This window comes from Enterobacter cloacae complex sp. GYL001 (genome assembly GCF_049237125.1).
Lineage (GTDB): Bacteria > Pseudomonadota > Gammaproteobacteria > Enterobacterales > Enterobacteriaceae > Enterobacter > Enterobacter hormaechei_C.
In genome coordinates, this window is the sequence record NZ_JBMKGW010000001.1 from 151179 (window position 1) to 173347 (window position 22169).

Consider the following 22169-nt stretch of genomic DNA (forward strand, 5'->3'; position numbering starts at 1 on the left):
ATTAATCTTCCAGTTTTGGCACCGGTGAGTCGTCCGGCATTCTGACGTGAACCTGAATAATACGTCGGCTGTCAGCCATTGCGACCTTGAACTGGTAACCATCGATGTCAACGGTTTCACCGCGGGCCGGAAGATGGCCGAAGGCCTGCATCACCAGACCACCAATGGTGTCCACTTCTTCATCGCTGAAGCTGGTGCCAAAGGTATCGTTGAAGTCTTCAATGGAGGCCAGCGCGCGCACGGTCCAGGTGTGGCGGCTCAGCTGACGGAAGTCGATATCCTCTTCTTCGTCATACTCATCTTCGATTTCGCCCACGATCAGCTCAAGGATGTCTTCGATTGTGACCAGACCGGAAACGCCACCAAATTCATCAATAACAATCGCCATGTGATAGCGCTGGGAGCGAAACTCCTTCAGCATCCGATCCACACGTTTACTTTCCGGCACAACCACGGCCGGGCGTAACACCTTTTCCATACTGAAGGCTTCGGCATCGCTGCGCATAAACGGCAGCAGATCTTTCGCCATCAAAATCCCTTCAATGTGATCTTTGTCTTCGCTGATGACCGGGAAACGTGAGTGAGCCGATTCGATAATCACATCGAGGCACTCGTCCAGCGTCTGGTTGCGTTTCAGGGTAATCATCTGCGAGCGGGGGATCATGATGTCGCGGACGCGCTGGTCGGCGATGTCCATCACCCCTTCGAGCATTTCGCGCGTATCTTCGTCGATAAGGTCGTTCTGCCCGGAATCACGAATCAGCTCCAGCAGTTCATCACGGTTTTTCGGTTCGCCGTGGAAAAGCTGGTTCAGAATGAGGGAGAAAAATCCCTTTTTAGTGGTTGTCGTGTCGCTACTGTGTGAATTGTCGTCGCTCATGGCGTTTGTTAAGGGTTCTCTTGTTAGTTCAATGTTAACCGCCGCGCTATGTCCCTGCGCGGCGGCATGGTAGTCAGTGACTGACTATTCTTTCTCGGCAATGTACGGATCCTCATAGCCCAGAGCAAGCATTATCTCTGTCTCGAGGGATTCCATCTCTTCCGCTTCGTCATCTTCAATATGGTCGTAACCCAGAAGATGCAGGCTACCGTGCACCACCATGTGCGCCCAGTGCGCTTCCAGCGGCTTTTGCTGCTCTTTGGCTTCCTGCTCAACCACCTGACGGCAGATGATCAGATCGCCCAGCAGCGGCATCTCAATGCCCGGAGGGGCTTCGAACGGGAAAGAGAGCACGTTGGTCGGCTTATCTTTCCCGCGGTAGGTCAGGTTGAGCTCATGGCTTTCTGCTTCATCCACCAGGCGAATCGTGACCTCTGATTCTTCCTGAAACTGGGGGATAACGGCATCCAGCCATTTCTGAAACTGTGCCTCTTCTGGCATGCCGGAATTATCATCACAGGCCAGCTGTAAATCGAGGATCACCTGACTCATTTCTGTTCATGCTCCTGCGCTTCGCGCTTACGTTCTGCGGCCAGTTCGGCCCTGCGCTTCTGATCTGCCTCTTCCCAGGCCTCATAAGCGTTAACGATACGCGCGACGACCGGATGGCGTACCACGTCTTCACTGTGGAAGAAGTTAAAGCTGATTTCCTCTACCTCGGCCAGGACTTCGATGGCGTGACGCAGACCCGATTTGGTGTTACGCGGCAGGTCAATCTGGGTGACGTCACCGGTGATAACCGCTTTCGAGTTAAAGCCAATACGCGTCAGGAACATCTTCATCTGTTCGATGGTGGTGTTCTGGCTCTCATCCAGAATGATGAACGCGTCGTTAAGCGTACGGCCACGCATGTAGGCCAGCGGAGCAACTTCAATCACGTTACGCTCGATGAGCTTTTCAACTTTCTCAAAGCCGAGCATTTCGAACAGCGCGTCATACAGCGGGCGCAGGTAGGGATCTACTTTCTGACTCAAATCGCCCGGCAGGAAGCCCAGTTTTTCACCGGCTTCAACAGCAGGGCGGGTCAGCAGGATACGGCGGATCTCCTGACGCTCGAGCGCATCAACCGCAGCGGCAACCGCCAGATAGGTTTTACCCGTACCCGCCGGGCCTACACCGAAGGTGATGTCGTGGTCGAGAATGTTGGCGATGTACTGCGCCTGGTTCGGGGTACGAGGCTTAATCACGCCGCGTTTAGTTTTGATGTTGATGGCTTTGCCATAGTCCGGCACGCTCTCCGCGCTCTGCTCAAGCACGCGCGCCTCTTTAATGGCCAGGTGGATCTGTTCAGGTTCAATATCCTGGATCTCACCGCGCATCGGGGCGGTATCAACATACAGGCTGCGGAGAATATCCGCCGCGGCGTTGACGCAGATTGGGCGTCCGGTGAGTTTGAAATGGTTATCGCGACGATTGATTTCGATACCCAGACGTCGCTCAAGTTGTTTGATGTTGTCATCAAACGGCCCGCACAGGCTCAGCAGGCGAGCGTTGTCTGCTGGCTCAAGGCTAATTTCACGCGTATCTATGTTCAAACTGTTCCTCTTTGAGTAGTTAACTGACTCGCCGCCACACGGCGTAATAAAACGGTCATTACCGAAATTATTCACGCCACAGAATAAAGGCGCAAGCGTTGCGGTAGATATTGGGGGTGATGAGAGGAAATACAAGGCCTGCCGGACAGGCAGGCCAGGAGGATCACGGCTGGTAAATACCTACGCCAGAATCGTTGACTTTGCGGGTGCGAGAGATAACAGATTCCGGCGTCTCGGCAATACGCAGACCCATTTCGTCCTCAGTGCGTACCACCTTCCCGCGCAGCGAGTTCGTGAGTACTTCGACAATCTCGACGTCCACAAACTTACCGATCATGTCCGGGGTGCCTTCAAAATTCACCACGCGGTTATTTTCGGTTCGACCAGACAGTTCCATGACGCTCTTACGGGAGGTGCCTTCCACCAGAATACGCTGGACAGTGCCGAGCATACGACGACTCCAGGCGTTGGCCTGCTGGTTGATACGCTCCTGTAGAATATACAGACGCTGCTTTTTCTCTTCTTCCGGCACATCGTCAACCATATCGGCCGCAGGGGTGCCCGGGCGCGCAGAGAAGATAAAGCTGTAGCTGACGTCGAAATTCACCTCGCCGATGAGCTTCATGGTGCGCTCAAAGTCATCAGCGGTTTCGCCAGGGAAGCCGACGATAAAGTCGGAGCTAATCTGGATATCCGGGCGCGCTTCACGCAGCTTGCGGATGGTGGACTTATACTCGAGCACCGTATGTGGACGACCCATCAGGTTCAGCACGCGGTCAGAACCGCACTGGATCGGCAGGTGCAGGAAGCTCACCAGCTCTGGCGTATCGCGATAGACGTCAATAATGTCGTCGGTAAATTCCATCGGATGGCTGGTGGTAAAGCGAATGCGGTCGATGCCGTCAATCGCCGCCACCAGACGCAGCAGTTCAGCAAAGCTGCCGGTGGTGCCGTCGTAGTTTTCCCCGCGCCAGGCGTTTACGTTCTGACCCAGCATGTTCACTTCACGAACGCCCTGCGCGGCAAGCTGCGCGATTTCAAACAGGATATCGTCTGCCGGGCGGCTCACTTCTTCACCGCGGGTGTAAGGCACCACGCAGTAAGTACAGTATTTGTTGCAGCCTTCCATGATGGAGACGAAGGCGGTCGGGCCATCAGCGCGCGGCTCAGGCAGACGGTCAAATTTCTCGATCTCCGGGAAGCTCACGTCAACCACCGGGCTACGGCTGCCGCGAACCTGATTAATCATCTCTGGCAGGCGGTGCAGGGTCTGAGGGCCAAAAACGATATCCACATAGGGGGCTCTCTGGCGGATCAGCTTACCTTCCTGCGATGCGACGCAGCCACCCACGCCAATAATCAGGTCCGGATTTTTCCGTTTGAGAAGCTTCCAGCGGCCTAACACATGAAAGACTTTTTCCTGTGCTTTTTCACGAATTGAACAGGTGTTCAGCAGCAGCACATCGGCTTCTTTCGCATTTTCAGTCAGCTGGTATCCGTGGGTGGTATCCAGCAGATCGGCCATCTTCGATGAATCGTATTCGTTCATCTGACAGCCCCAGGTTTTTATATGGAGTTTTTTAGTCATCGACTTGCTCAGCTCAGGATTGCAAGCCGCGTATTGTAATGCTTTGGTGCGGTTGTGACCAGTATGAAGGTTGTCAACCTCAGGGTCGCAAAAATCCGGTAAACTTAAGGTATTCTCCAATAAGGAATAGTGACCATGACACTCCTGAAAACCGAAGTTGCCGTTGTTGGCGGCGGTATGGTCGGCGGCGCACTGGCGCTGGGGCTGGCGCAGCAGGGATTTGACGTAACCGTTATTGAACAGGCGGCTCCGCCGGCATTCGATCCTGCCAGCCAACCGGACGTGCGTATTTCCGCCATCAGCGCGGCCTCTGTTGATCTGCTTCGCGGGCTGGGCGTCTGGGAGGCGGTGCTGGCGATGCGCGCGCACCCATACAGCCGTCTTGAAACCTGGGAGTGGGAAAATGCTCACGTGTCGTTTGATGCCGCCGAGCTGAAACTGCCGCGCCTGGGCTATATGGTGGAAAACAACGTGCTCCAGCAGGCACTCTGGCAGGCGCTGGAGGCGCACCCGAAGGTGACGCTGCGCGTTCCGGACTCGCTGAAAGCCCTGCATCGTCATGATGGCGGGTATCTCCTGACGCTGGACAACGACGATGAGCTGGCCGTGAAGCTGGTGGTAGGGGCGGATGGCGCGAACTCGCAGGTCAGGCAGATGGCAGGCATTGGGATCCATGCCTGGCAGTACCAGCAGTCCTGCATGCTGATCACCGTTCAGTCAGAAAACGCGCCGGGCGAAAGCACCTGGCAGCATTTTACGCCGAACGGCCCGCATGCATTCTTACCGCTGTTTGATAACTGGGCTTCGCTGGTGTGGTACGACAAACCGGCGCGCATTCGACAGTTGCAGGGTCTGTCCATGGATCAGTTGCAGCGCGAAATTCGCCAGCACTTCCCGAGCCGTCTGGGCAACGTGACCCCGGTTGCCGCCGGCGCATTCCCGCTGATGCGACGCCATGCGTTGCAGTATGCCCGTGAAGGACTGGTGCTGGTGGGGGACGCGGCGCACACCATTCATCCGCTGGCGGGGCAGGGGGTGAATCTGGGATACCGTGACGTCGATGCGTTACTGGATGTGCTGGGTAACGCTCGCGCCCACGCGGAAGCCTGGGCCAGCCATCAGGTACTGAAGCGCTACCAGACGCGCCGTATGGCGGATAACTTCATTATGCAGTCGGGGATGGATCTGTTCTATGCCGGGTTCAGCAACGATGTTGGTCCGGTGCGTATAGTGCGCAATATTGGATTGATGGCGGCGGAGCGTGCCGGTGGGCTGAAGCGTCAGGCCCTGAAATACGCCCTCGGACTCTAATCCTTTTCCCCTCTCCCCGTGGGAGAGGGTCAGGGTGAGGGCATCAGGCCGCACAATTCTGTACAAAAACAAAAAAGCCCGCAGAGCGGGCTTGTTTGTTTTAAGTGGCTGGGGTGCAGGGATTCGAACCCCGGAATGCTGGTATCAGAAACCAGAGCCTTACCGCTTGGCGACACCCCAATTGCGTTAAACAAACTGCTTAACGACTTTAAAGTGGCTGGGGTACGAGGATTCGAACCTCGGAATGCCGGAATCAGAATCCGGTGCCTTACCGCTTGGCGATACCCCAACAATGTTCAGTTTACCGAATCGTATTCGATAACATAAATATGGTGGCTACGACGGGATTCGAACCTGTGACCCCATCATTATGAGTGATGTGCTCTAACCAACTGAGCTACGTAGCCAGTACTGCAATCTTCGATGGCTGGGGTACCTGGATTCGAACCAGGGAATGCCGGTATCAAAAACCGGTGCCTTACCGCTTGGCGATACCCCAATACCGCGGAGAACCGCATAATCGAAGAAATATGGCTGGGGTACCTGGATTCGAACCAGGGAATGCCGGTATCAAAAACCGGTGCCTTACCGCTTGGCGATACCCCATCCGTGCAACGCTTACCTGGGAATGGTGCGGGAGGCGAGACTTGAACTCGCACACCTTGCGGCGCCAGAACCTAAATCTGGTGCGTCTACCAATTTCGCCACTCCCGCAAAAAAGATGGTGGCTACGACGGGATTCGAACCTGTGACCCCATCATTATGAGTGATGTGCTCTAACCAACTGAGCTACGTAGCCATCTTTTTTTCGCGTTACCTTATCGGCGTTGCGGGGCGCATTATGCGTATAGACCCTTGCAGCGTCAACACCTTTTTCAATGAAAATAGCCGGAATGTGACTGTTTGGTTAGGTTGCGAACAGCGAGGCCGAATATTCGACAATTATTGGTTATTAATCGATTTTATGCGGAGAAAAGAGAGGCAAAAAAATCAGGCCCCGGAGGGCCTGATGATACTCTGAACATTATTTATAGGCAGACTGGTGAACGCCCACCGCGCGTCCTGACGGATCGTTCATCGCTTTGAATGATTCATCCCATTCAATGGCTTTAGCAGAAGAGCAGGCGACCGATGGACCACCCGGTACGCACTCTGCTGCGCTTGGAACCGGGAACAGCTCCTCAAAGATCTCACGGTACAAATACGCTTCTTTCGAGGCTGGCGTGTTGTACGGGAAACGGAAGCTCGCAGTTTCCAGTTGTTGATCAGAAACCTGTTTCGCCGCCACCTCTTTCAGGGTGTCGATCCAGCTGTAACCCACGCCATCGGAGAACTGCTCTTTCTGACGCCACGCCACACTCGCCGGCAGGTAGGATTCAAAACATTCTCGCAGGATATGTTTCTCCATTTTGCCGTTGCCGCACATTTTGTCCTGCGGGTTGATGCGCATCGCCACATCAAGGAATTTCTTATCGAGGAACGGCACGCGGGCTTCCACACCCCAGGCGGACATCGCTTTGTTGGCGCGCGCGCAGTCAAACATGTGCAGCGCCTGTAGCTTACGCACCGTTTCTTCATGCAGCTCTTTGGCGTTTGGCGCTTTGTGGAAATAGAGGTAACCGCCAAACACTTCGTCAGAACCCTCGCCGGAGAGCACCATCTTGATGCCCATCGCTTTGATCTTCCGCGACATCAAATACATCGGTGTGGAGGCGCGAATGGTGGTTACATCATAGGTTTCAATGTGATAGATCACATCGCGGATCGCATCCAGACCTTCCTGTACGGTGAAGTGAATTTCATGGTGCACCGTGCCGAGATGATTTGCCACTTCCTGGGCGGCTTTCAGGTCAGGTGCCCCTTCCAGACCCACGGCAAAGGAGTGCAGCTGCGGCCACCAGGCTTCAGAGCGCTCCTGATCTTCCACGCGACGTGCGGCGAATTTCTTGGTGATCGCGGAGATCACGGAGGAGTCCAGACCGCCGGAGAGCAGTACGCCGTAAGGTACGTCTGACATCAGGTGGCTTTTCACTGACTCTTCCAGGGCCTGACGCAGTTCGGCTTTGTCCGTCACGTTGTCTTTCACCGCCTCATAATCAAACCAGTCGCGCTGGTAGTACGGGCGGATCTCGCCGTCTTTACTCCACAGGTAGCTACCTGCCGGGAACTCTTTGATGGTGCGGCACACCGGTACCAGGGCTTTCATCTCTGAGGCAACGTAGAAGTTGCCGTGCTCATCGTGTCCCATGTACAGCGGGATAATACCGATATGGTCGCGGCCAATCAGGTAAGCGTCTTTTTCGCTGTCGTACAGGGCGAAGGCGAACATACCTTGCAGATCGTCGAGGAACTCCGGGCCTTTCTCCTGATACAGCGCCAGGATCACTTCGCAGTCTGAGCCGGTCTGAAACGCGTAGCGATCGCCGTACTCGGCGCGCAGCGCCTGATGGTTGTAAATTTCACCGTTAACAGCCAGCGCGTGCGTTTTTTTCTCGTTATACAGCGGCTGTGCGCCAGCGTTGACATCAACAATGGAGAGACGTTCGTGAGCCAGAATCGCTTTATCGCTGGCGTATACGCCTGACCAGTCCGGACCGCGATGGCGCATCAGGCGGGACAATTCGAGTGCTTTTTTACGCAGTTCGCCCGCGTCAGTTTTAATATCCAGTACGCCAAAAATAGAACACATAACCTTCTCCGTTAACCCTGTTGCGTTGTGATGTTGCTTGCTTATGAAAATGCCGCAAAAGGGGGAGGGGGCGCAAGCGTTTTACCGATGAAAACGTAAAAAGTGCAATGGCGATTGCCGAATCTTAAAAAAAGAGTATGTCTTAAGCAATTCTATTGATGATTTCTCAATGAAGGGCTGATTTCGTTAGATGAAGTGATGTTTTCAGACAGCAGAAATGAAAAACCACGCCCTGAGGCGTGGTTCTGAATCAAATAACGTCGATTTCGTCGACAGAGGGGTAAATCCAGCTTGGCCGGAACGGCATCGTATCAATGTCATCAAGCTGTGAAACGCCAGAAAGCACCAGGATGGTTTCAAGCCCCGCCTGGAAGCCAGCCAGAATATCGGTACGCAGGTTGTCGCCCACGATGACGGTTTCTTCTGAGTGTGCCTGCATCGTATTCAGTGCGGCGCGGATGATCCACGGGCTCGGTTTACCGACAACAAACGGCTTACGACCCGAGATTTTTTCGATACCGGCGCACAGCGCACCGCAGGCGGGATAAAAACCACGACCGTGCGTGTCCGGGTTGGTGGCGATAAAACGCGCACCGTTGGCGACAAAGTAGGCTGCCTTATGCATCATCTCCCAGTTAAAGGAGCGCGTTTCGCCCACGATGACAAAGTCCGGGTTCACGTCGGTGATGGTGAAGCCCGCTTTATACAGCTCGTGGATCAGCGCACCTTCACCAACGACATAGGCTTTTTTGCCTTCCTGACGCTTCAGGAAATCCGCGGTCGCCATCGCAGAGGTATAGAACACGCTGTCCGGGACGTTGACGCCTGCGGTAGCAAAGCGGTTTGCCAGATCCTGACCAGTCTGTGAAGGGTAGTTCGTGAGAAGAACCAGTGGCATTCCTTTGTCGATGATGCGGTGAAGAAACTCCGCAGCACCCGGCACGGCAACGTTGTCGTGCATCAGCACGCCGTCGATATCACAAATTACATTCTTAATGGTCATGGACAATCCGACATCAAAAAAAGAAGGCGTTACTATAAGGTCCGATCAGGATTCCAGCAAATGTTGCAGCAGGATCCCGTTGAGCATGGCACGTTTTACCAGGGCGAATGCGCCAATTGCCGAGCGGTGATCGAGCGTAGATCGCACCACCGGCAAATTCTGGCGAAATGCCTTCAGCGCCTGGGTATTGATGCAGCCTTCAATGGCGGGCAGTAACACTTTTTCGGCTTCAACGATCTCGCCGGCAATCACCACTTTCTGCGGATTAAACAGGTTGATGGCAATGGCGATGGTCTTACCCAGGTGGCGTCCTACCTGTTCGATCACTTCGCAGGCCAGCGCATCGCCTTTGTTTGCCGCTTTGCAGATGGCGCCGATCTTACAATCGTCCAGCGTGACGCGGCTCTGGTAACCCTGCTCCAGCAGATGGCGAACGCGATGTTCAATGGCGGCATTGGCGGCAACGGTTTCAAGACAGCCAAAGTTACCGCAGTGGCAGCGCTCGCCAAGCGGTTCCACCTGGATATGACCAATCTCGCCTACGTTACCGTTACGGCCAATAAAAATGCGGCCATTCGAGATGATGCCCGCACCTGTACCACGGTGAACGCGCACCAGAATAGAGTCTTCGCAGTCCTGGCTCGCACCAAAGTAGTGCTCCGCCAGCGCCAGCGAGCGAATATCGTGACCAACAAAGCAGGTCAGCTTGAAGCGCTTTTCCAGCGCCTCAACCAGCCCCCAGTTCTCTACCTTAATATGCGGCATGTAGCGAATAACGCCGCTTTCCGGGTCAACCAGGCCGGGCAAAATCACCGAGATGGCGATGAGTTCACGGATCTTGCGCTGACAGCTTTCGATGAAATGCGCAATGGTATTCAGCAACGCGTGTTCAAGCGTCTCCTGCGTGCGCTCAGGAAGGGGGTAGTGTTCTTCGGCAATGGCCTTGCTGCTCAGATCGTAGAGCGTAAGCGTGGTGTCATGACGTCCTAAGCGAACGCCAATGGCCTGAAAATTGCGGGTTTCCGTGACGATGGAAATCGCGCGGCGGCCCCCGGTGGAGGCCTGCTGATCGACTTCTTTGATCAGGCCGCGCTCAATGAGCTGACGTGTAATTTTTGTCACGCTGGCGGGAGCAAGCTGGCTTTGTTCGGCTATCTGAATGCGTGAGATTGGCCCGTGCTGGTCAATCAGGCGATAAACCGCCGCGCTGTTAAGTTGTTTAACGAGATCGACATTACCGATTTGAGCTTGTCCGCCTGGTGTCATACTTTTACTTACTCAGTGACGACCTCGTTACCATTAACGATGGTCTTAATAATTTTATAATCGTGTGTGAACGCCGTCAGGTTTGCAACCATACCTGGCGCAATACCGCCGAGCTGTTTATCGACGCCAATGGCGCGCGCCGGATAAAGCGTGGCCATGCGCAGCACTTCCTCAAGCGCGATGCCGCAATGTTCAACGAGGTTACGTACCCCTTCGATCATCGTCAGAGAAGAACCGCTCAGCGTGCCGTTCTCATCCACACACAGTCCATTCCGGTAGTATATTGTTTTACCAGCAAAAATGAACTGGTCAATATTCGCCCCTGCCGGAGCGGTAGCATCCGTCACAAGGCAGAGCTTGTCGCCTTTCAGGCGTTTGGCGTTGCGGATGTTGGTGTAATCGACATGCAAGCCGTCGGCGATAATGCCGCAGTAGACGTCTGGTTCATCCAGAATGGCGCCAACCAGTCCCGGTTCGCGGCCAGTAATATAGGGCATCGCGTTATAAAGGTGTGTGGCAAACGTAATGCCTGCGCGGAAACCGGCCTTCGCCTCTTTCAGCGTCGCGTTCGAATGGCCCGCAGACACCACAATCCCGGCGGCGGCCAGTTTGCTGATAACGTCCGTGCCGGTCATTTCCGGGGCCAGCGTTACTTTGGTGATCACATCGGCATTGGCGCACATGTAATCCACCAGCTCGGCATCCGGTTTGCGCACGTAGTTTGGGTTATGGGTGCCTTTCTTGACCATATTCAGCCATGGTCCTTCCAGGTGCAGGCCCAGCGCCTGATTCGGATGTTTTGCCAGGTATTCGCGCATGACGCGGATACCCTGTTTCATCAGGTCATCGCTGCTGGTGATCAGCGTTGGCAGATAGCTGGTGCAGCCCGATTTCTCGTTGGCTTTTTGCATGATTTCCAGCGTTTCAACCGATACCGCCTCTGCGGTATCGTTAAACTGGACACCGCCGCAGCCGTTAAGCTGTACGTCGATGAAACCGGGGGAGATTACTGCTCCATTGAGGGAACGCTGTTCGATCTCCGGCGGCAGTTCCGCCAGCGGGCAAACACGTTCAATCAGGCCATTGGCGATTACAATCGCATGGTCATCCAGAATTTCATGGCCGGTATAAATCCGACCGTGGGTTAAAGCGTACATATCGACCCCCGGTTAAAAAAAGCGACCGCCTCGGATAAAAGAGGCGGTTATTCAATTACAGACCTTTGATGTTCTCAGCTTCCAGCTCGTTGAAGTATTTCAGCGTTTTCACTTTCAGCTCCATGGTGGACGGTTCGTCACACACGACAACCGCTTTTGGATGCAGCTGTAAGCAGCTGATCGTCCACATATGGTTCACGTTGCCTTCAACGGCAGCCTGAAGCGCTTGCGCTTTCACCGCGCCCAGCACCAGAATCATCACTTCTTCGGCATCCAGCAGCGTGCCCACGCCTACGGTCAGCGCGTATTTAGGCACCTGATTGACGTCGCCGTCAAAGAAGCGGGAGTTAGCCACGCGCGTATCATGGGTCAGCGTTTTAATACGGGTACGGGAAGCCAGTGAAGATGCCGGTTCGTTGAACGCGATATGACCATCGTTGCCTACGCCGCCCATAAACAGGTGGATTTTACCGTAGGAACGGATTTTTTCTTCATACTGACGGCATTCTGCGTCAATATCAGGCGCGTTTCCATTCAGCAGGTTAATGTTTTCAGCCGGAATATCAACGTGATCGAAGAAATTACGGTGCATAAAGCTGTGGTAACTTTCCGGATGTTCCTTCGGCAGGCCGACATATTCGTCCATGTTGAAGGTCACAACGTGTTTAAAGCTAACCTGGCCCGCTTTGTGCATTTCAACCAGAGCTTTATACGCGGTCAGGGGCGTGCCACCGGTTGGAAGACCGAGAACGAAAGGACGATCGGCTGTTGGTTTGAACGCGTTGATGCGGTTAACGATATGACGAGCAGCCCATTTTCCGACTTGTTCAGCTGTTGCCAGGGGAATCAGTCTCATTATTCACCTCTAAAGTTTAAGTAAAAGTGGGCGGATGATTAGTGCAACCTGAACTAAGCGTAACCTGGAACCTTTCAGGCCGGATCAATCCGTCTTGATTTTTTGAATGATAAAATAAGTTTTCGTCGTTAGCCAGTGAAAGGGAGGGTTTAATACGATATTTGGTGACAATAATCACAAAAAATAGGTGTTTAATTTGCGATACGAATTAATTTTTCACACACTCACACTGCCAGTGAATCATCAACTGTATCTATCGTTCGTGACACAATAAAAACATAGTTTATGCGCGAGTCTTAACAAAGGGTCTCGTAGGGGGAATAGGATGAATATTTTAGGTTTTTTCCAGCGCCTCGGTAGGGCTTTGCAGCTCCCTATCGCCGTGCTACCGGTTGCAGCGTTGCTGCTGCGATTCGGGCAACCCGATCTTCTTAACGTGCCGTTTATCGCCCAGGCAGGCGGCGCAATTTTTGACAACCTGGCGCTGATTTTCGCCATCGGTGTGGCGTCAAGCTGGTCAAAAGACAGCGCTGGTGCCGCGGCACTGGCAGGGGCTGTCGGTTACTTCATCCTCACGAAAGCGATGGTAACCATCAACCCTGAAATCAATATGGGTGTGCTGGCAGGTATCATTACCGGCCTGGTGGGTGGCGCCGTGTACAACCGTTGGGCAGGTATCAAACTTCCTGACTTCCTGAGCTTCTTCGGCGGTAAACGTTTTGTGCCGATTGCGACGGGCTTTTTCTGTCTGATCCTCGCCGCCATCTTTGGCTACGTTTGGCCACCGGTGCAGCATGCTATCCATGCGGGTGGCGAGTGGATCGTGTCTGCGGGCGCAATGGGCGCGGGCATCTTCGGTTTCATTAACCGTCTGCTGATCCCAACCGGTCTGCATCAGGTACTGAACACCATCGCCTGGTTCCAGATTGGTGAGTTCACCAACGCGGCCGGCGCGGTATTCCACGGTGATATCAACCGCTTCTACGCAGGCGACGGCACCGCGGGCATGTTCATGTCTGGCTTCTTCCCAATCATGATGTTTGGTCTGCCTGGCGCGGCGCTGGCAATGTACCTGGCTGCGCCGAAAGCGCGTCGCCCAATGGTTGGCGGGATGCTGCTGTCCGTTGCGATCACCGCCTTCCTGACCGGCGTGACCGAGCCACTGGAATTCCTGTTCATGTTCCTGGCTCCGCTGCTGTATCTGATGCACGCGATCCTGACCGGTATCAGCCTGTTCGTCGCCACCCTTCTGGGTATCCATGCTGGCTTCTCCTTCTCCGCAGGCGCCATCGACTATGTGTTGATGTACAACCTGCCGGCGGCAAGCAGCAACGTCTGGATCCTGATGGTGATGGGCCTGATCTTCTTCGTTATCTACTTCGTTCTGTTCAGCGCGGTTATTCGTATGTTTAACCTGAAGACGCCGGGCCGCGAAGATACGAAAGATGATGTTGTGACCAGTGAAGCCAACAGCAATACCGAAGAGGGTTTAACCCAGCTGGCAACCAACTACATTGCCGCTGTGGGTGGCACCGACAACCTGAAAGCGATCGATGCCTGTATTACCCGTCTGCGTCTGACCGTAGGTGACTCCGCGCGCGTGAGCGATGCAATGTGCAAACGCCTGGGTGCGTCTGGTGTGGTGAAACTGAACAAACAAACCATCCAGGTTATCGTGGGTGCGAAAGCCGAATCTATCGGCGATGAAATGAAAAAAGTGGTTGCCCGTGGGCCGGTCGCTGCCGCCTCAACGGATAACGAGCCAGTGGCTGACGCGCCGGTTGCAAAACCGCAGGCTGTGCCAAACGCGGTGACCATCGCTGCGCTGGTTTCTCCGGTGACAGGTGACGTTGTTGCGCTTGAGCAGGTGCCTGACGAAGCGTTCGCCAGCAAAGCGGTCGGTGACGGCGTGGCGGTGAAACCAACGGACAAAACCGTGGTCTCTCCGGCTGCCGGTACTATCGTGAAAATCTTCAACACCAACCACGCGTTCTGCCTGGAAACGGAAAAAGGCGCGGAGATCGTTGTTCATATGGGTATCGATACCGTTGCGCTGAACGGTCAGGGCTTTACTCGTCTGGTGGAAGAGGGTGCTGAAGTGGCGGCAGGTCAGCCGATTCTGGAAATGGATCTGGACTTCCTGAATGCCAACGCGCGCTCCATGATAAGCCCGGTCGTGTGCAGCAACATCGACGACTTCAGCGGTCTGGTGATCCAGGCGCAGGGTCAGGTGGTTGCAGGCCAGACGCCACTGTATGAGATTAAAGGCAAGTAATCGCTCCTGAGTAGAGTTATGCCTTTAGCGGCGGGGGATATCCTCCGCCGCTTTTTTTTGCAGCAATTGCCCCCATTATTTTCTTCCGGGACGTTTTAAGGGTTGTCACTACGTCCGGCTTATAAGATCATATGCCGTTATACGTTGTTTACGCTTTGAGGAATCCACGATGAGTGAGGCAGAAGCCCGCCCGAGTAACTTTATTCGTCAGATCATCGATGAAGATCTGGCCAGTGGTAAGCACACCACAGTCCACACGCGTTTCCCGCCGGAGCCAAATGGCTACCTGCACATTGGTCACGCCAAATCGATCTGCCTGAACTTTGGTATTGCGCAAGATTACCAGGGGCAGTGCAACCTGCGTTTCGATGACACCAACCCAGTAAAAGAAGACATCGAATACGTTGAGTCGATTAAAAACGACGTGCAATGGCTGGGCTTCAACTGGTCTGGCGATATCTGCTACTCCTCAGACTATTTCGATCAGCTGTATGCCTATGCGGTTGAACTGATTAACAAAGGTCTGGCATACGTCGACGAATTGTCTGGTGACGAAATCCGTGAATACCGCGGTACGCTGACTCAGCCTGGTAAAAACAGCCCGTTCCGCGATCGTAGCGTGGAAGAGAACCTGGCGCTGTTTGAAAAAATGCGTGCCGGTGGCTTCGAAGAAGGTAAAGCGTGTCTGCGTGCCAAAATCGATATGGCGTCTCCGTTCATCGTGATGCGCGATCCGGTGCTGTACCGCATTAAGTTCGCTGAACACCACCAGACCGGTAACAAGTGGTGCATCTACCCGATGTACGACTTCACCCACTGCATCAGCGATGCGCTGGAAGGCATTACGCACTCTCTGTGCACGCTGGAATTCCAGGACAACCGTCGTCTGTACGACTGGGTGCTGGATAACATCACCATTCCTGTGCATCCGCGTCAGTACGAATTCTCTCGTCTGAACCTGGAATACACCGTGATGTCCAAGCGTAAGCTGAACCTGCTGGTCACCGACAAGCACGTTGAAGGCTGGGACGACCCGCGTATGCCGACCATCTCTGGCCTGCGTCGTCGTGGCTACACCTCGGCGTCCATTCGTGAGTTCTGCAAACGTATTGGCGTTACCAAGCAGGACAACACCATCGAAATGGCGTCTCTGGAATCCTGCATTCGCGAAGACCTGAACGAAAACGCGCCGCGCGCGATGGCAGTGATCGATCCAGTGAAACTGGTCATCGAAAACTATCCGCAGGGTGGAAGCGAACGGGTCTCGATGCCTAACCATCCGAACAAACCGGAAATGGGCACCCGCGACGTGCCGTTCAGCGGTGAAATCTGGATCGATCGCGCCGACTTCCGCGAAGAAGCGAACAAGCAGTACAAGCGTCTGGTGCTGGGCAAAGAAGTGCGTCTGCGTAACGCCTATGTGATCAAAGCCGAGCGCGTAGAGAAAGATGCGGAAGGTAACATCACGACCATCTTCTGTACGTACGACGCAGAGACGCTGAGTAAAGATCCGGCGGATGGCCGTAAAGTGAAAGGTGTGATCCACTGGGTGAGCGCGCAGCATGCGCTGCCGGTTGAGATCCGTCTCTACGATCGTCTGTTCAGCGTACCTAACCCAGGCGCTGCGGAGGACTTCCTGGCGGTTATCAACCCTGAGTCGTTGATTATCAAGCAGGGGTATGCCGAGCCGTCTCTGAAAGCCGCTGAAGCCGGTAAAGCGTTCCAGTTTGAACGTGAGGGTTACTTCTGCCTGGACAGCCGTTACAGCACGGCGGAAAAACCGGTATTTAACCGTACCGTCGGTCTGCGTGATACCTGGACTAAGATCGGCGAATAATCACGCTGGCATGGTCAATGAGAAACAAACGCCGCGTAATGCGGCGTTTTTTTATTTAACGATCATGTCGTTAAGCATCGGGATGATGAATTAAAGCCAACATTCCAGGTCAATGTGGTGCTACTTATTTTATTTAAAAAAGTTTGTTGTTTTCCAAAAACAGAAACGCTGAAAAATATATTCACAATATCAATGTTACTTACTGAAAATTAGCGCATTCCCCCGCCAGTACTTGCTTCCCGGTAAATGTTACAAAGCACTACGAAATATGTGCTCTTCGTCATAATCCTGACTTTTGCCTGATTAAAAGCATTGATAATTCGCGTCGCGAAAAATAACCTAAAGACGGTAGTTAATTCGAGGGTATTTCTGACTACCCCTGACCACTTGGTCTTTTCTGTTTTTCGCCGTTTAAGGCGTTTTAATTCGTCAAAGAGGAATAATCTATGCGTACGTTCAGTGGCAAACGTAGTGCGCTGGCGCTGGCTATCGCCGGTGTAACAGCAATGTCGGGCCTGGTGGTTGCGCCAGAGGCAAAAGCAGCAGGTTTCATTGAAGATTCCACCCTCACGGGCGGTATTTATTACTGGCAGCGTGAGCGTGACCGTAAAGACGTCACTGAAGATAAATACAAAACCAACCTTTCTCACTCGACCTGGAACGCCAACCTGGATTTTCAGTCGGGATATGCCGCCGATATGTTCGGGATCGATATTGCAGCGTTCACCGCAATTGAAATGGCCGAAAATGGCGACAGCGGCCATCCGAACGAAATTGCGTTCTCCTCCAGCAATAAAGCCTACGATGAAGACTGGTCCGGCGATAAAAGCGGAATCAGCCTGTATAAAGCGGCTGCAAAATTCAAATATGGTCCGGTCTGGGCGCGTGGAGGTTATATCCAGCCAACCGGTCAGACGCTGTTAGCACCGCACTGGAGCTTTATGCCAGGCACTTATCAGGGTGCGGAAGCCGGTGCTAATTTTGACTACGGCGATGCGGGGGCGTTGAGCTTCTCCTATATGTGGACCAACGAGTACAAAGCGCCGTGGCACATTGAGATGGACAAGTTCTATCAGAATGATAAAAAAACCAAAGTTGATTATCTCCACTCGCTGGGGGCGAAGTACGACTTCAAAAACGATCTGGTGCTGGAAGCTGCTTTTGGTCAGGCTGAAGGCTATATCGATCAGTACTTTGCTAAAGCCAGCTACAAATTTGATATCGCGGGTAGCCCGCTGAGCACCAGCTATCAGTTCTACGGTACGCGCGACAAAGTCAGTGATGGCAGCGTAAATGATATCTATGACGGCACCGCGTGGTTACAGGCGTTGACCTTCGGCTACAAGGTAGGTCAGGTTGATTTACGTCTGGAGGGAACATGGGTCAAGGCAGAAGGGCAGCAGGGCTACTTCCTGCAACGTATGACGCCAACCTACGCCTCTTCCAATGGTCGTCTGGATATCTGGTGGGATAACCGCTCTGACTTCAACGCCGACGGCGAAAAGGCGGTCTTCTTCGGCGCAATGTATGACCTGAAGAACTGGAACCTGCCTGGTTGGGCAGTGGGTGCGTCCTACGCGTACGCCTGGGACGCGAAGCCAGCAGATATGGCTACGCCAGACGCCTACTACGATCCGAACTACCGTCTGAAAGAGTCTTCATACAGTCTGGATGCGATTTACACCCTTCAGGAGGGCCGTGCGAAAGGCACGATGTTCAAACTGCACTTCACCCAGTATGACAACCACTCCGATATCCCGAGCTACGCGGGCGGTTACGGCAACATCTTCCAGGATGAACGTGACGTGAAATTCATGGTCATTGCGCCATTCACAATCTTCTGATGAACACGCAGGCGGGCGAAATCCCGCCTGCATGGAGACTGCATATGATGAAAAAAATGGTAATCGTTGCGCTGCTGGCATCGGGGCTGGTGGCGTGTGCGCAGGATCAGGCGCAGAAAGAAGACTCCCGTCTGAAGGAGGCGTATAGCGCCTGCATCAATACAGCACAAGGATCGCCAGAGAAGATTGAAGCCTGCCAGAGCGTGCTGAATGTGCTGAAAAAAGAGAAAGCGCATGAGCAGTTTGCGACGCAGGAAAATGTTCGCGTGATGGATTACCAGGCCTGTATCCAGGCGCGGAAAAGCGGTAACGATCAGGAAGTGGCGAAGCGTTGCGATAAGATCTGGGACGAGATTCGCAATAACAATAAATAAGTTGCTTTACGCCCGGTGGCGCTGCGCTTACCGGGCCTACAACGGTGTCACAGCCCGTAGGCCCGGTAAGCGCAGCGCCACCGGGCTTTTTTCAGGCAAAAAAAAGCCAACCTTACGGCTGGCTCAGAGTATGAACACGATATTATTTCGCGTCGTGCGCGTGGTCGTCTTCGCGGCAATCGCCTTCAGCGCAGTGACCGTACAGGTACAGGCTGTGGTTGGTCAGGCGGATGCCATGACGGGCGGCGATTTCACGCTGGCGTGATTCAATGGAATCATCGCTAAATTCAATGACCTTGCCACAGTCGAGGCAGATCAGGTGATCGTGGTGATGCTGCTGAGTCAGCTCGAACACGGATTTACCGCCTTCGAAATTATGACGAGTAACAATGCCCGCGTCATCAAACTGGTTCAGCACACGATAGACGGTTGCCAGCCCAATCTCTTCACCCATATCGATAAGACGCTTATAAAGGTCTTCCGCACTGACATGGTGATTGTCTGGCCCCTGAAGCACTTCAAGGATTTTTAACCGAGGAAGCGTTACTTTCAGGCCAGCTTTCTTTAATGCGGTATTGTTGTCAGTCATGCGGAATCTGTCCTGTTGCTAAACGATTCACTTCAAAAGAAGAAGTGACAGAAAATGCACTTGGGATAATGCGTCTCATTATAGAACTGCCATGGCTAAATGAAAACTGCAAGTCTCAAGCAAAGTATGCTTATAAAAACGTGGTATCACCAACAAACTTCTTCGATGGCACCCACTTTTTACCAGGGGGATATTGTACAGGTCTGGGCGAAAAAGTTAAAAGTTTGTAGCAATTAATTTAATCGGTTTTACCTGGAAAACGGGCGCAACCGGAGTTGCGCCGCAGGGATATCAGGCGTTAAGGATATCGTCCAGGTTCAGCTCTTCACGAACCTGCTTAACCCATTTTTCTACACGCTCAGCGGTCAGCTCTGGCTGACGGTCTTCATCAATGGCCAGGCCAACGAAGTGATCGTCATCTGCCAGACCTTTGGACGCTTCGAAATGGTAACCCGCCGTTGGCCAGTGACCGACGATCGCCGCACCGCGTGGCTCAATGATGTCGCGAATAGTGCCCAGCGCATCACAGAAATACTCAGCATAGTCTTCCTGATCGCCACAGCCAAACAGGGCAACCAGCTTGCCGTTGAAGTCTACTTCTTCCAGCGTCGGGAAGAAATCGTCCCAGTCACACTGTGCTTCACCGTAGTACCAGGTCGGGATGCCCAGCAGCAGGATGTCATAGCCCTCGAGATCTTCTTTGCTGCTCTTGGCGATGTCATGCACATCAGCAACGTCTTTACCGAGCTGTTTTTGAATGTTTTTTGCGATATTTTCAGTATTGCCGGTATCACTGCCAAAGAAAATGCCGATGATTGCCATGAGTAAAATAACCTCTTGAAACTTAATGGTATGGTGGCGCAAATTGTCCACGGATAAGGGCAATAATAGCAGAACAGGCAACCCTGCGGAAACAGCTATCACGCAGGACTGCACTCTGTGCTACATGAAAAAGGTAATATTGGGGATTTTCTGACTCACGCCTTGCCGCGTAACGTCTCAAGCTGGGCGATCAGCATCTCTTCGATCAGTTCGCTGCGGCTGATGTTGCGCGCGTCAGCTAATTCGTTAAGCGCATCGACGGCATCGGCATTCAGCTTCAGTTCGACACGCTTAAGCCCACGATTTTTATCGCGTTTAAGCTGGTTGCGTTTATTGATACGCAGCTGTTCATCGCGCGAAAGCGGATTCGTTTTCGGTCGTCCCGGTCGACGCTCATTCGCGAACAGATCTAGTGTCGTACGGTCCGTTTGTTCTTTGGCCATGATTCTGAGACTTCGGGGGAAACACGCCGCCCTGCTAATGCCCGGGCGATAAGCGCGCCATCATACATCACCCAAATCCACACGCCAACGACTGGAAGCCCGTCGTCTTCCGGTCGCTGGCTTTTTAATCAATTCGCTGTATCAGTAAGATAGCGGCGAATAGCGCGCAGGACGGCATCCGGTTTTTCCGCGTGTACCCAGTGCCCGGCACCGGCAATGACGTGAGCGCGAGCCTGCGGGAATTGCGCCAGCAGCGTGTCACGGTACGCGTCAGTGACGTAAGGGGAGTTGCCGCCGCGAATAAAAAGGGTAGGGTGCGGCCAGGCGGGGACGGTTTCCCAGCCCACAATATGCGAATACTGATCCCACAATACCGGGACGTTAAAGCGCCATTGTCCGTCAACAAACGATTTCAGCAGGAACTGAACTACGCCTTCCTCATCAAGATGCTCACGCATAACGGCAGCCGCCTGCTGGCGAGTTGCGACACCCGCTTCGGTGACCGCATTGATGGCGGTAAAAATCTCATCGTGACGGCGAACGTCGTAATTGACGGGCGCAACGTCGATGACCACCAGCCCGGAAATTCGCTCAGGGGCCAGCGCAGTGAGCGCCATCACCGCTTTGCCGCCCATTGAATGCCCGATAAGCGTCGCTTTCTGGATATTATTCGCATCGAGGGTGTCCCGCAGATCCTGCGCCATGGCTGCGTAGGTCATCTCCTCCGAGCGCCCAGAAAGACCGTGATTGCGCATATCAACCTGGAGGATCGCGTGATCGGTCACTAAATCGCGCGCCAGCACACCCAGATTATCCAGACTACCAAACAGGCCGTGAACCAGTACGATGGGAGAATTATTGTTCGGCGATTGTGCAGTTTGCGCTCGGGTATTCAATTTCATGGCAAAGTTCTTTTTTTAGGTTTGTCAGGTTAGGGTATCATGTTGACCATTCTGCCGCCCGGGGGCAAGGATCCAGTTTAATCTGACTTTTGCCGCCAACCTGGTTTGACGCTATCCGCTGTTGGGATTTGACCTTATAATCTCAACGACTTGTATTCAGATAAGATATCGCACTGGATTAAGATGAAAACAATCGAAGTTGATGACGAACTCTATCAGTATATTGCCAGCCAGACGCGGCATATTGGGGAGAGCGCGTCCGACATTTTACGGCGCATGCTTAAAATTTCCGCCGCCTCACAGCCCACTCCTGTCACTAAAGATGTCGTGTCTCAGCCGAGCGTTGTTGCACAAGTAAAACCTGCCGTCATGCCGGCAAAAGACAAAGTGCGCGCGATGCGCGAGCTGCTGCTGTCCGATGAATATGCCGAGCAGAAAAAGGCGGTTAACCGCTTTATGCTGGTGCTGTCTACACTTTACTCACTGGATAACAACGCATTTGCAGAAGCGACAGAGTCGCTGCACGGTCGCACGCGCGTTTACTTCGCAGGCGACGAGCAGACCCTGCTGCAAAATGGCAACCAAACCAAGCCCAAACACGTTCCCGGTACACCATACTGGGTGATCACCAACACCAATACGGGTCGTAAGTGCAGCATGATCGAACATATCATGCAGTCCATGCAGTTCCCGGCGGAATTGATCGAAAAGGTTTGCGGTACAATTTAACCCTTGCAT

At 53.5% G+C, this 22169-nt stretch carries 19 protein-coding genes and 7 tRNA genes; 6 read left to right on the top strand and 20 right to left on the bottom strand.

All coding sequences use genetic code 11. The features are described from left to right. Nucleotide 1: 1 nt before the first annotated feature. From corC to miaB, 4 genes are all read right to left on the bottom strand, one after another. A complete protein-coding gene (corC, locus tag ACOTWU_RS00725) occupies nt 2-880 on the bottom strand; it encodes a CNNM family magnesium/cobalt transport protein CorC (RefSeq protein ID WP_003858679.1) in 879 nt (292 codons plus the stop codon). A gap of 84 nt (nt 881-964) precedes the next feature. Continuing rightward, nucleotides 965-1432, bottom strand: a complete 468-nt coding sequence (gene ybeY / locus ACOTWU_RS00730; RefSeq protein WP_017694310.1) for an rRNA maturation RNase YbeY — start codon at nt 1430-1432, stop codon at nt 965-967. Beyond that, a complete protein-coding gene (locus tag ACOTWU_RS00735) occupies nt 1429-2475 on the bottom strand; it encodes a PhoH family protein (protein ID WP_003858674.1) in 1047 nt (348 codons plus the stop codon). The genes ybeY and ACOTWU_RS00735 overlap by 4 nt, the downstream gene beginning before the upstream one ends. 163 nt (nt 2476-2638) lie before the next feature. Next, a complete protein-coding gene (miaB, locus tag ACOTWU_RS00740) occupies nt 2639-4063 on the bottom strand; it encodes a tRNA (N6-isopentenyl adenosine(37)-C2)-methylthiotransferase MiaB (protein WP_126499163.1) in 1425 nt (474 codons plus the stop codon). Between the two features lie 135 nt (nt 4064-4198). Here miaB and ubiF point away from each other — a divergent pair, with 135 nt between their 5' ends. Next, entirely contained in the window at nt 4199-5374 is a 1176-nt protein-coding gene (ubiF, locus tag ACOTWU_RS00745) for a 3-demethoxyubiquinol 3-hydroxylase (RefSeq protein ID WP_040117374.1), read from the top strand. A gap of 105 nt (nt 5375-5479) precedes the next feature. Here ubiF and ACOTWU_RS00750 read toward each other — a convergent pair. From ACOTWU_RS00750 to nagB, 12 genes are all read right to left on the bottom strand, one after another. Continuing rightward, a tRNA-Gln gene (locus tag ACOTWU_RS00750) sits at nt 5480-5554 on the bottom strand. 34 nt (nt 5555-5588) lie between these two features. After that, a tRNA-Gln gene (locus tag ACOTWU_RS00755) sits at nt 5589-5663 on the bottom strand. A 41-nt stretch (nt 5664-5704) separates the two neighbouring features. Continuing rightward, nucleotides 5705-5781 (bottom strand) — tRNA-Met (locus ACOTWU_RS00760). Nucleotides 5782-5798: 17 nt separating this feature from the next. Then, nucleotides 5799-5873, bottom strand: a tRNA-Gln gene (locus tag ACOTWU_RS00765). Between the two features lie 32 nt (nt 5874-5905). Then, nucleotides 5906-5980 (bottom strand) — tRNA-Gln (locus ACOTWU_RS00770). Nucleotides 5981-6003: 23 nt separating this feature from the next. Beyond that, a tRNA-Leu gene (locus tag ACOTWU_RS00775) sits at nt 6004-6088 on the bottom strand. Nucleotides 6089-6096: 8 nt separating this feature from the next. After that, nucleotides 6097-6173: transfer RNA gene (locus ACOTWU_RS00780), tRNA-Met, on the bottom strand. A gap of 225 nt (nt 6174-6398) precedes the next feature. Continuing rightward, nucleotides 6399-8063 (bottom strand): asparagine synthase B, encoded by a 1665-nt coding sequence (gene asnB / locus ACOTWU_RS00785; RefSeq protein WP_015571128.1) that lies wholly within the window; start codon nt 8061-8063, stop codon nt 6399-6401. A 250-nt stretch (nt 8064-8313) separates the two neighbouring features. Beyond that, nucleotides 8314-9066 carry a ribonucleotide monophosphatase NagD gene (gene nagD, locus ACOTWU_RS00790; protein ID WP_003858667.1) on the bottom strand — a complete coding sequence of 251 codons (753 nt, stop codon included), beginning with the start codon at nt 9064-9066 and terminating at the stop codon, nt 8314-8316. 45 nt (nt 9067-9111) lie between these two features. Continuing rightward, complete coding sequence (gene nagC, locus ACOTWU_RS00795) at nt 9112-10332, bottom strand: DNA-binding transcriptional regulator NagC (protein ID WP_006809613.1); 1221 nt, start codon at nt 10330-10332, stop codon at nt 9112-9114. Between the two features lie 8 nt (nt 10333-10340). After that, a complete protein-coding gene (nagA, locus tag ACOTWU_RS00800) occupies nt 10341-11489 on the bottom strand; it encodes an N-acetylglucosamine-6-phosphate deacetylase (RefSeq protein ID WP_023296119.1) in 1149 nt (382 codons plus the stop codon). Nucleotides 11490-11544: 55 nt separating this feature from the next. Further along, nucleotides 11545-12345 carry a glucosamine-6-phosphate deaminase gene (gene nagB / locus ACOTWU_RS00805; RefSeq protein WP_003858663.1) on the bottom strand — a complete coding sequence of 267 codons (801 nt, stop codon included), beginning with the start codon at nt 12343-12345 and terminating at the stop codon, nt 11545-11547. A gap of 325 nt (nt 12346-12670) precedes the next feature. Between nagB and nagE the strand changes: the two genes are divergently transcribed. The 4 genes from nagE (at nt 12671) to chiQ (ending at nt 18675) form a co-directional block, all read left to right on the top strand. Continuing rightward, nucleotides 12671-14620, top strand: coding sequence for a PTS N-acetyl glucosamine transporter subunit IIABC (gene nagE / locus ACOTWU_RS00810; RefSeq protein ID WP_126499164.1), 1950 nt, complete (start codon nt 12671-12673; stop codon nt 14618-14620). A 169-nt stretch (nt 14621-14789) separates the two neighbouring features. After that, the gene (glnS, locus tag ACOTWU_RS00815) at nt 14790-16457 is read left to right on the top strand and encodes a glutamine--tRNA ligase (RefSeq protein WP_040117376.1); all 1668 of its coding nucleotides are present in this window, start codon (nt 14790-14792) and stop codon (nt 16455-16457) included. A 446-nt stretch (nt 16458-16903) separates the two neighbouring features. Beyond that, complete coding sequence (chiP, locus tag ACOTWU_RS00820; protein ID WP_017694280.1) at nt 16904-18301, top strand: chitoporin ChiP; 1398 nt, start codon at nt 16904-16906, stop codon at nt 18299-18301. Between the two features lie 47 nt (nt 18302-18348). Next, nucleotides 18349-18675, top strand: coding sequence for a ChiQ/YbfN family lipoprotein (chiQ, locus tag ACOTWU_RS00825; RefSeq protein WP_032102682.1), 327 nt, complete (start codon nt 18349-18351; stop codon nt 18673-18675). Nucleotides 18676-18817: 142 nt separating this feature from the next. On the opposite strand, the gene fur is transcribed toward chiQ, so the two are convergent. From fur to ybfF, 4 genes are all read right to left on the bottom strand, one after another. Beyond that, a complete protein-coding gene (gene fur, locus ACOTWU_RS00830; protein WP_010428651.1) occupies nt 18818-19264 on the bottom strand; it encodes a ferric iron uptake transcriptional regulator in 447 nt (148 codons plus the stop codon). A 291-nt stretch (nt 19265-19555) separates the two neighbouring features. Beyond that, complete coding sequence (gene fldA, locus ACOTWU_RS00835; RefSeq protein ID WP_003858653.1) at nt 19556-20086, bottom strand: flavodoxin FldA; 531 nt, start codon at nt 20084-20086, stop codon at nt 19556-19558. A gap of 155 nt (nt 20087-20241) precedes the next feature. Beyond that, nucleotides 20242-20529 carry a LexA regulated protein gene (ybfE, locus tag ACOTWU_RS00840; RefSeq protein WP_003858652.1) on the bottom strand — a complete coding sequence of 96 codons (288 nt, stop codon included), beginning with the start codon at nt 20527-20529 and terminating at the stop codon, nt 20242-20244. 128 nt (nt 20530-20657) lie between these two features. Next, nucleotides 20658-21431 (bottom strand): esterase, encoded by a 774-nt coding sequence (ybfF, locus tag ACOTWU_RS00845; protein WP_032670343.1) that lies wholly within the window; start codon nt 21429-21431, stop codon nt 20658-20660. Between the two features lie 183 nt (nt 21432-21614). Between ybfF and seqA the strand changes: the two genes are divergently transcribed. Then, the gene (seqA, locus tag ACOTWU_RS00850) at nt 21615-22160 is read left to right on the top strand and encodes a replication initiation negative regulator SeqA (RefSeq protein ID WP_003858650.1); all 546 of its coding nucleotides are present in this window, start codon (nt 21615-21617) and stop codon (nt 22158-22160) included. Nucleotides 22161-22169 lie beyond the last annotated feature (9 nt).

Excerpts from the sequence above, each read along its gene's own strand:
- corC (WP_003858679.1), bottom strand. The coding sequence starts at position 880 with ATGAGCGACGACAATTCACACAGTAGCGACACGACAACCACTAAAAAG.
- ybeY (WP_017694310.1), bottom strand. The coding sequence starts at position 1,432 with ATGAGTCAGGTGATCCTCGATTTACAGCTGGCCTGTGATGATAATTCC.
- miaB (WP_126499163.1), bottom strand. The coding sequence starts at position 4,063 with ATGACTAAAAAACTCCATATAAAAACCTGGGGCTGTCAGATGAACGAA.
- ubiF (WP_040117374.1), top strand. The coding sequence starts at position 4,199 with ATGACACTCCTGAAAACCGAAGTTGCCGTTGTTGGCGGCGGTATGGTC.
- asnB (WP_015571128.1), bottom strand. The coding sequence starts at position 8,063 with ATGTGTTCTATTTTTGGCGTACTGGATATTAAAACTGACGCGGGCGAA.
- nagD (WP_003858667.1), bottom strand. The coding sequence starts at position 9,066 with ATGACCATTAAGAATGTAATTTGTGATATCGACGGCGTGCTGATGCAC.
- nagC (WP_006809613.1), bottom strand. The coding sequence starts at position 10,332 with ATGACACCAGGCGGACAAGCTCAAATCGGTAATGTCGATCTCGTTAAA.
- nagA (WP_023296119.1), bottom strand. The coding sequence starts at position 11,489 with ATGTACGCTTTAACCCACGGTCGGATTTATACCGGCCATGAAATTCTG.
- nagB (WP_003858663.1), bottom strand. The coding sequence starts at position 12,345 with ATGAGACTGATTCCCCTGGCAACAGCTGAACAAGTCGGAAAATGGGCT.
- nagE (WP_126499164.1), top strand. The coding sequence starts at position 12,671 with ATGAATATTTTAGGTTTTTTCCAGCGCCTCGGTAGGGCTTTGCAGCTC.
- glnS (WP_040117376.1), top strand. The coding sequence starts at position 14,790 with ATGAGTGAGGCAGAAGCCCGCCCGAGTAACTTTATTCGTCAGATCATC.
- chiP (WP_017694280.1), top strand. The coding sequence starts at position 16,904 with ATGCGTACGTTCAGTGGCAAACGTAGTGCGCTGGCGCTGGCTATCGCC.
- chiQ (WP_032102682.1), top strand. The coding sequence starts at position 18,349 with ATGAAAAAAATGGTAATCGTTGCGCTGCTGGCATCGGGGCTGGTGGCG.
- fur (WP_010428651.1), bottom strand. The coding sequence starts at position 19,264 with ATGACTGACAACAATACCGCATTAAAGAAAGCTGGCCTGAAAGTAACG.
- fldA (WP_003858653.1), bottom strand. The coding sequence starts at position 20,086 with ATGGCAATCATCGGCATTTTCTTTGGCAGTGATACCGGCAATACTGAA.
- ybfE (WP_003858652.1), bottom strand. The coding sequence starts at position 20,529 with ATGGCCAAAGAACAAACGGACCGTACGACACTAGATCTGTTCGCGAAT.
- ybfF (WP_032670343.1), bottom strand. The coding sequence starts at position 21,431 with ATGAAATTGAATACCCGAGCGCAAACTGCACAATCGCCGAACAATAAT.
- seqA (WP_003858650.1), top strand. The coding sequence starts at position 21,615 with ATGAAAACAATCGAAGTTGATGACGAACTCTATCAGTATATTGCCAGC.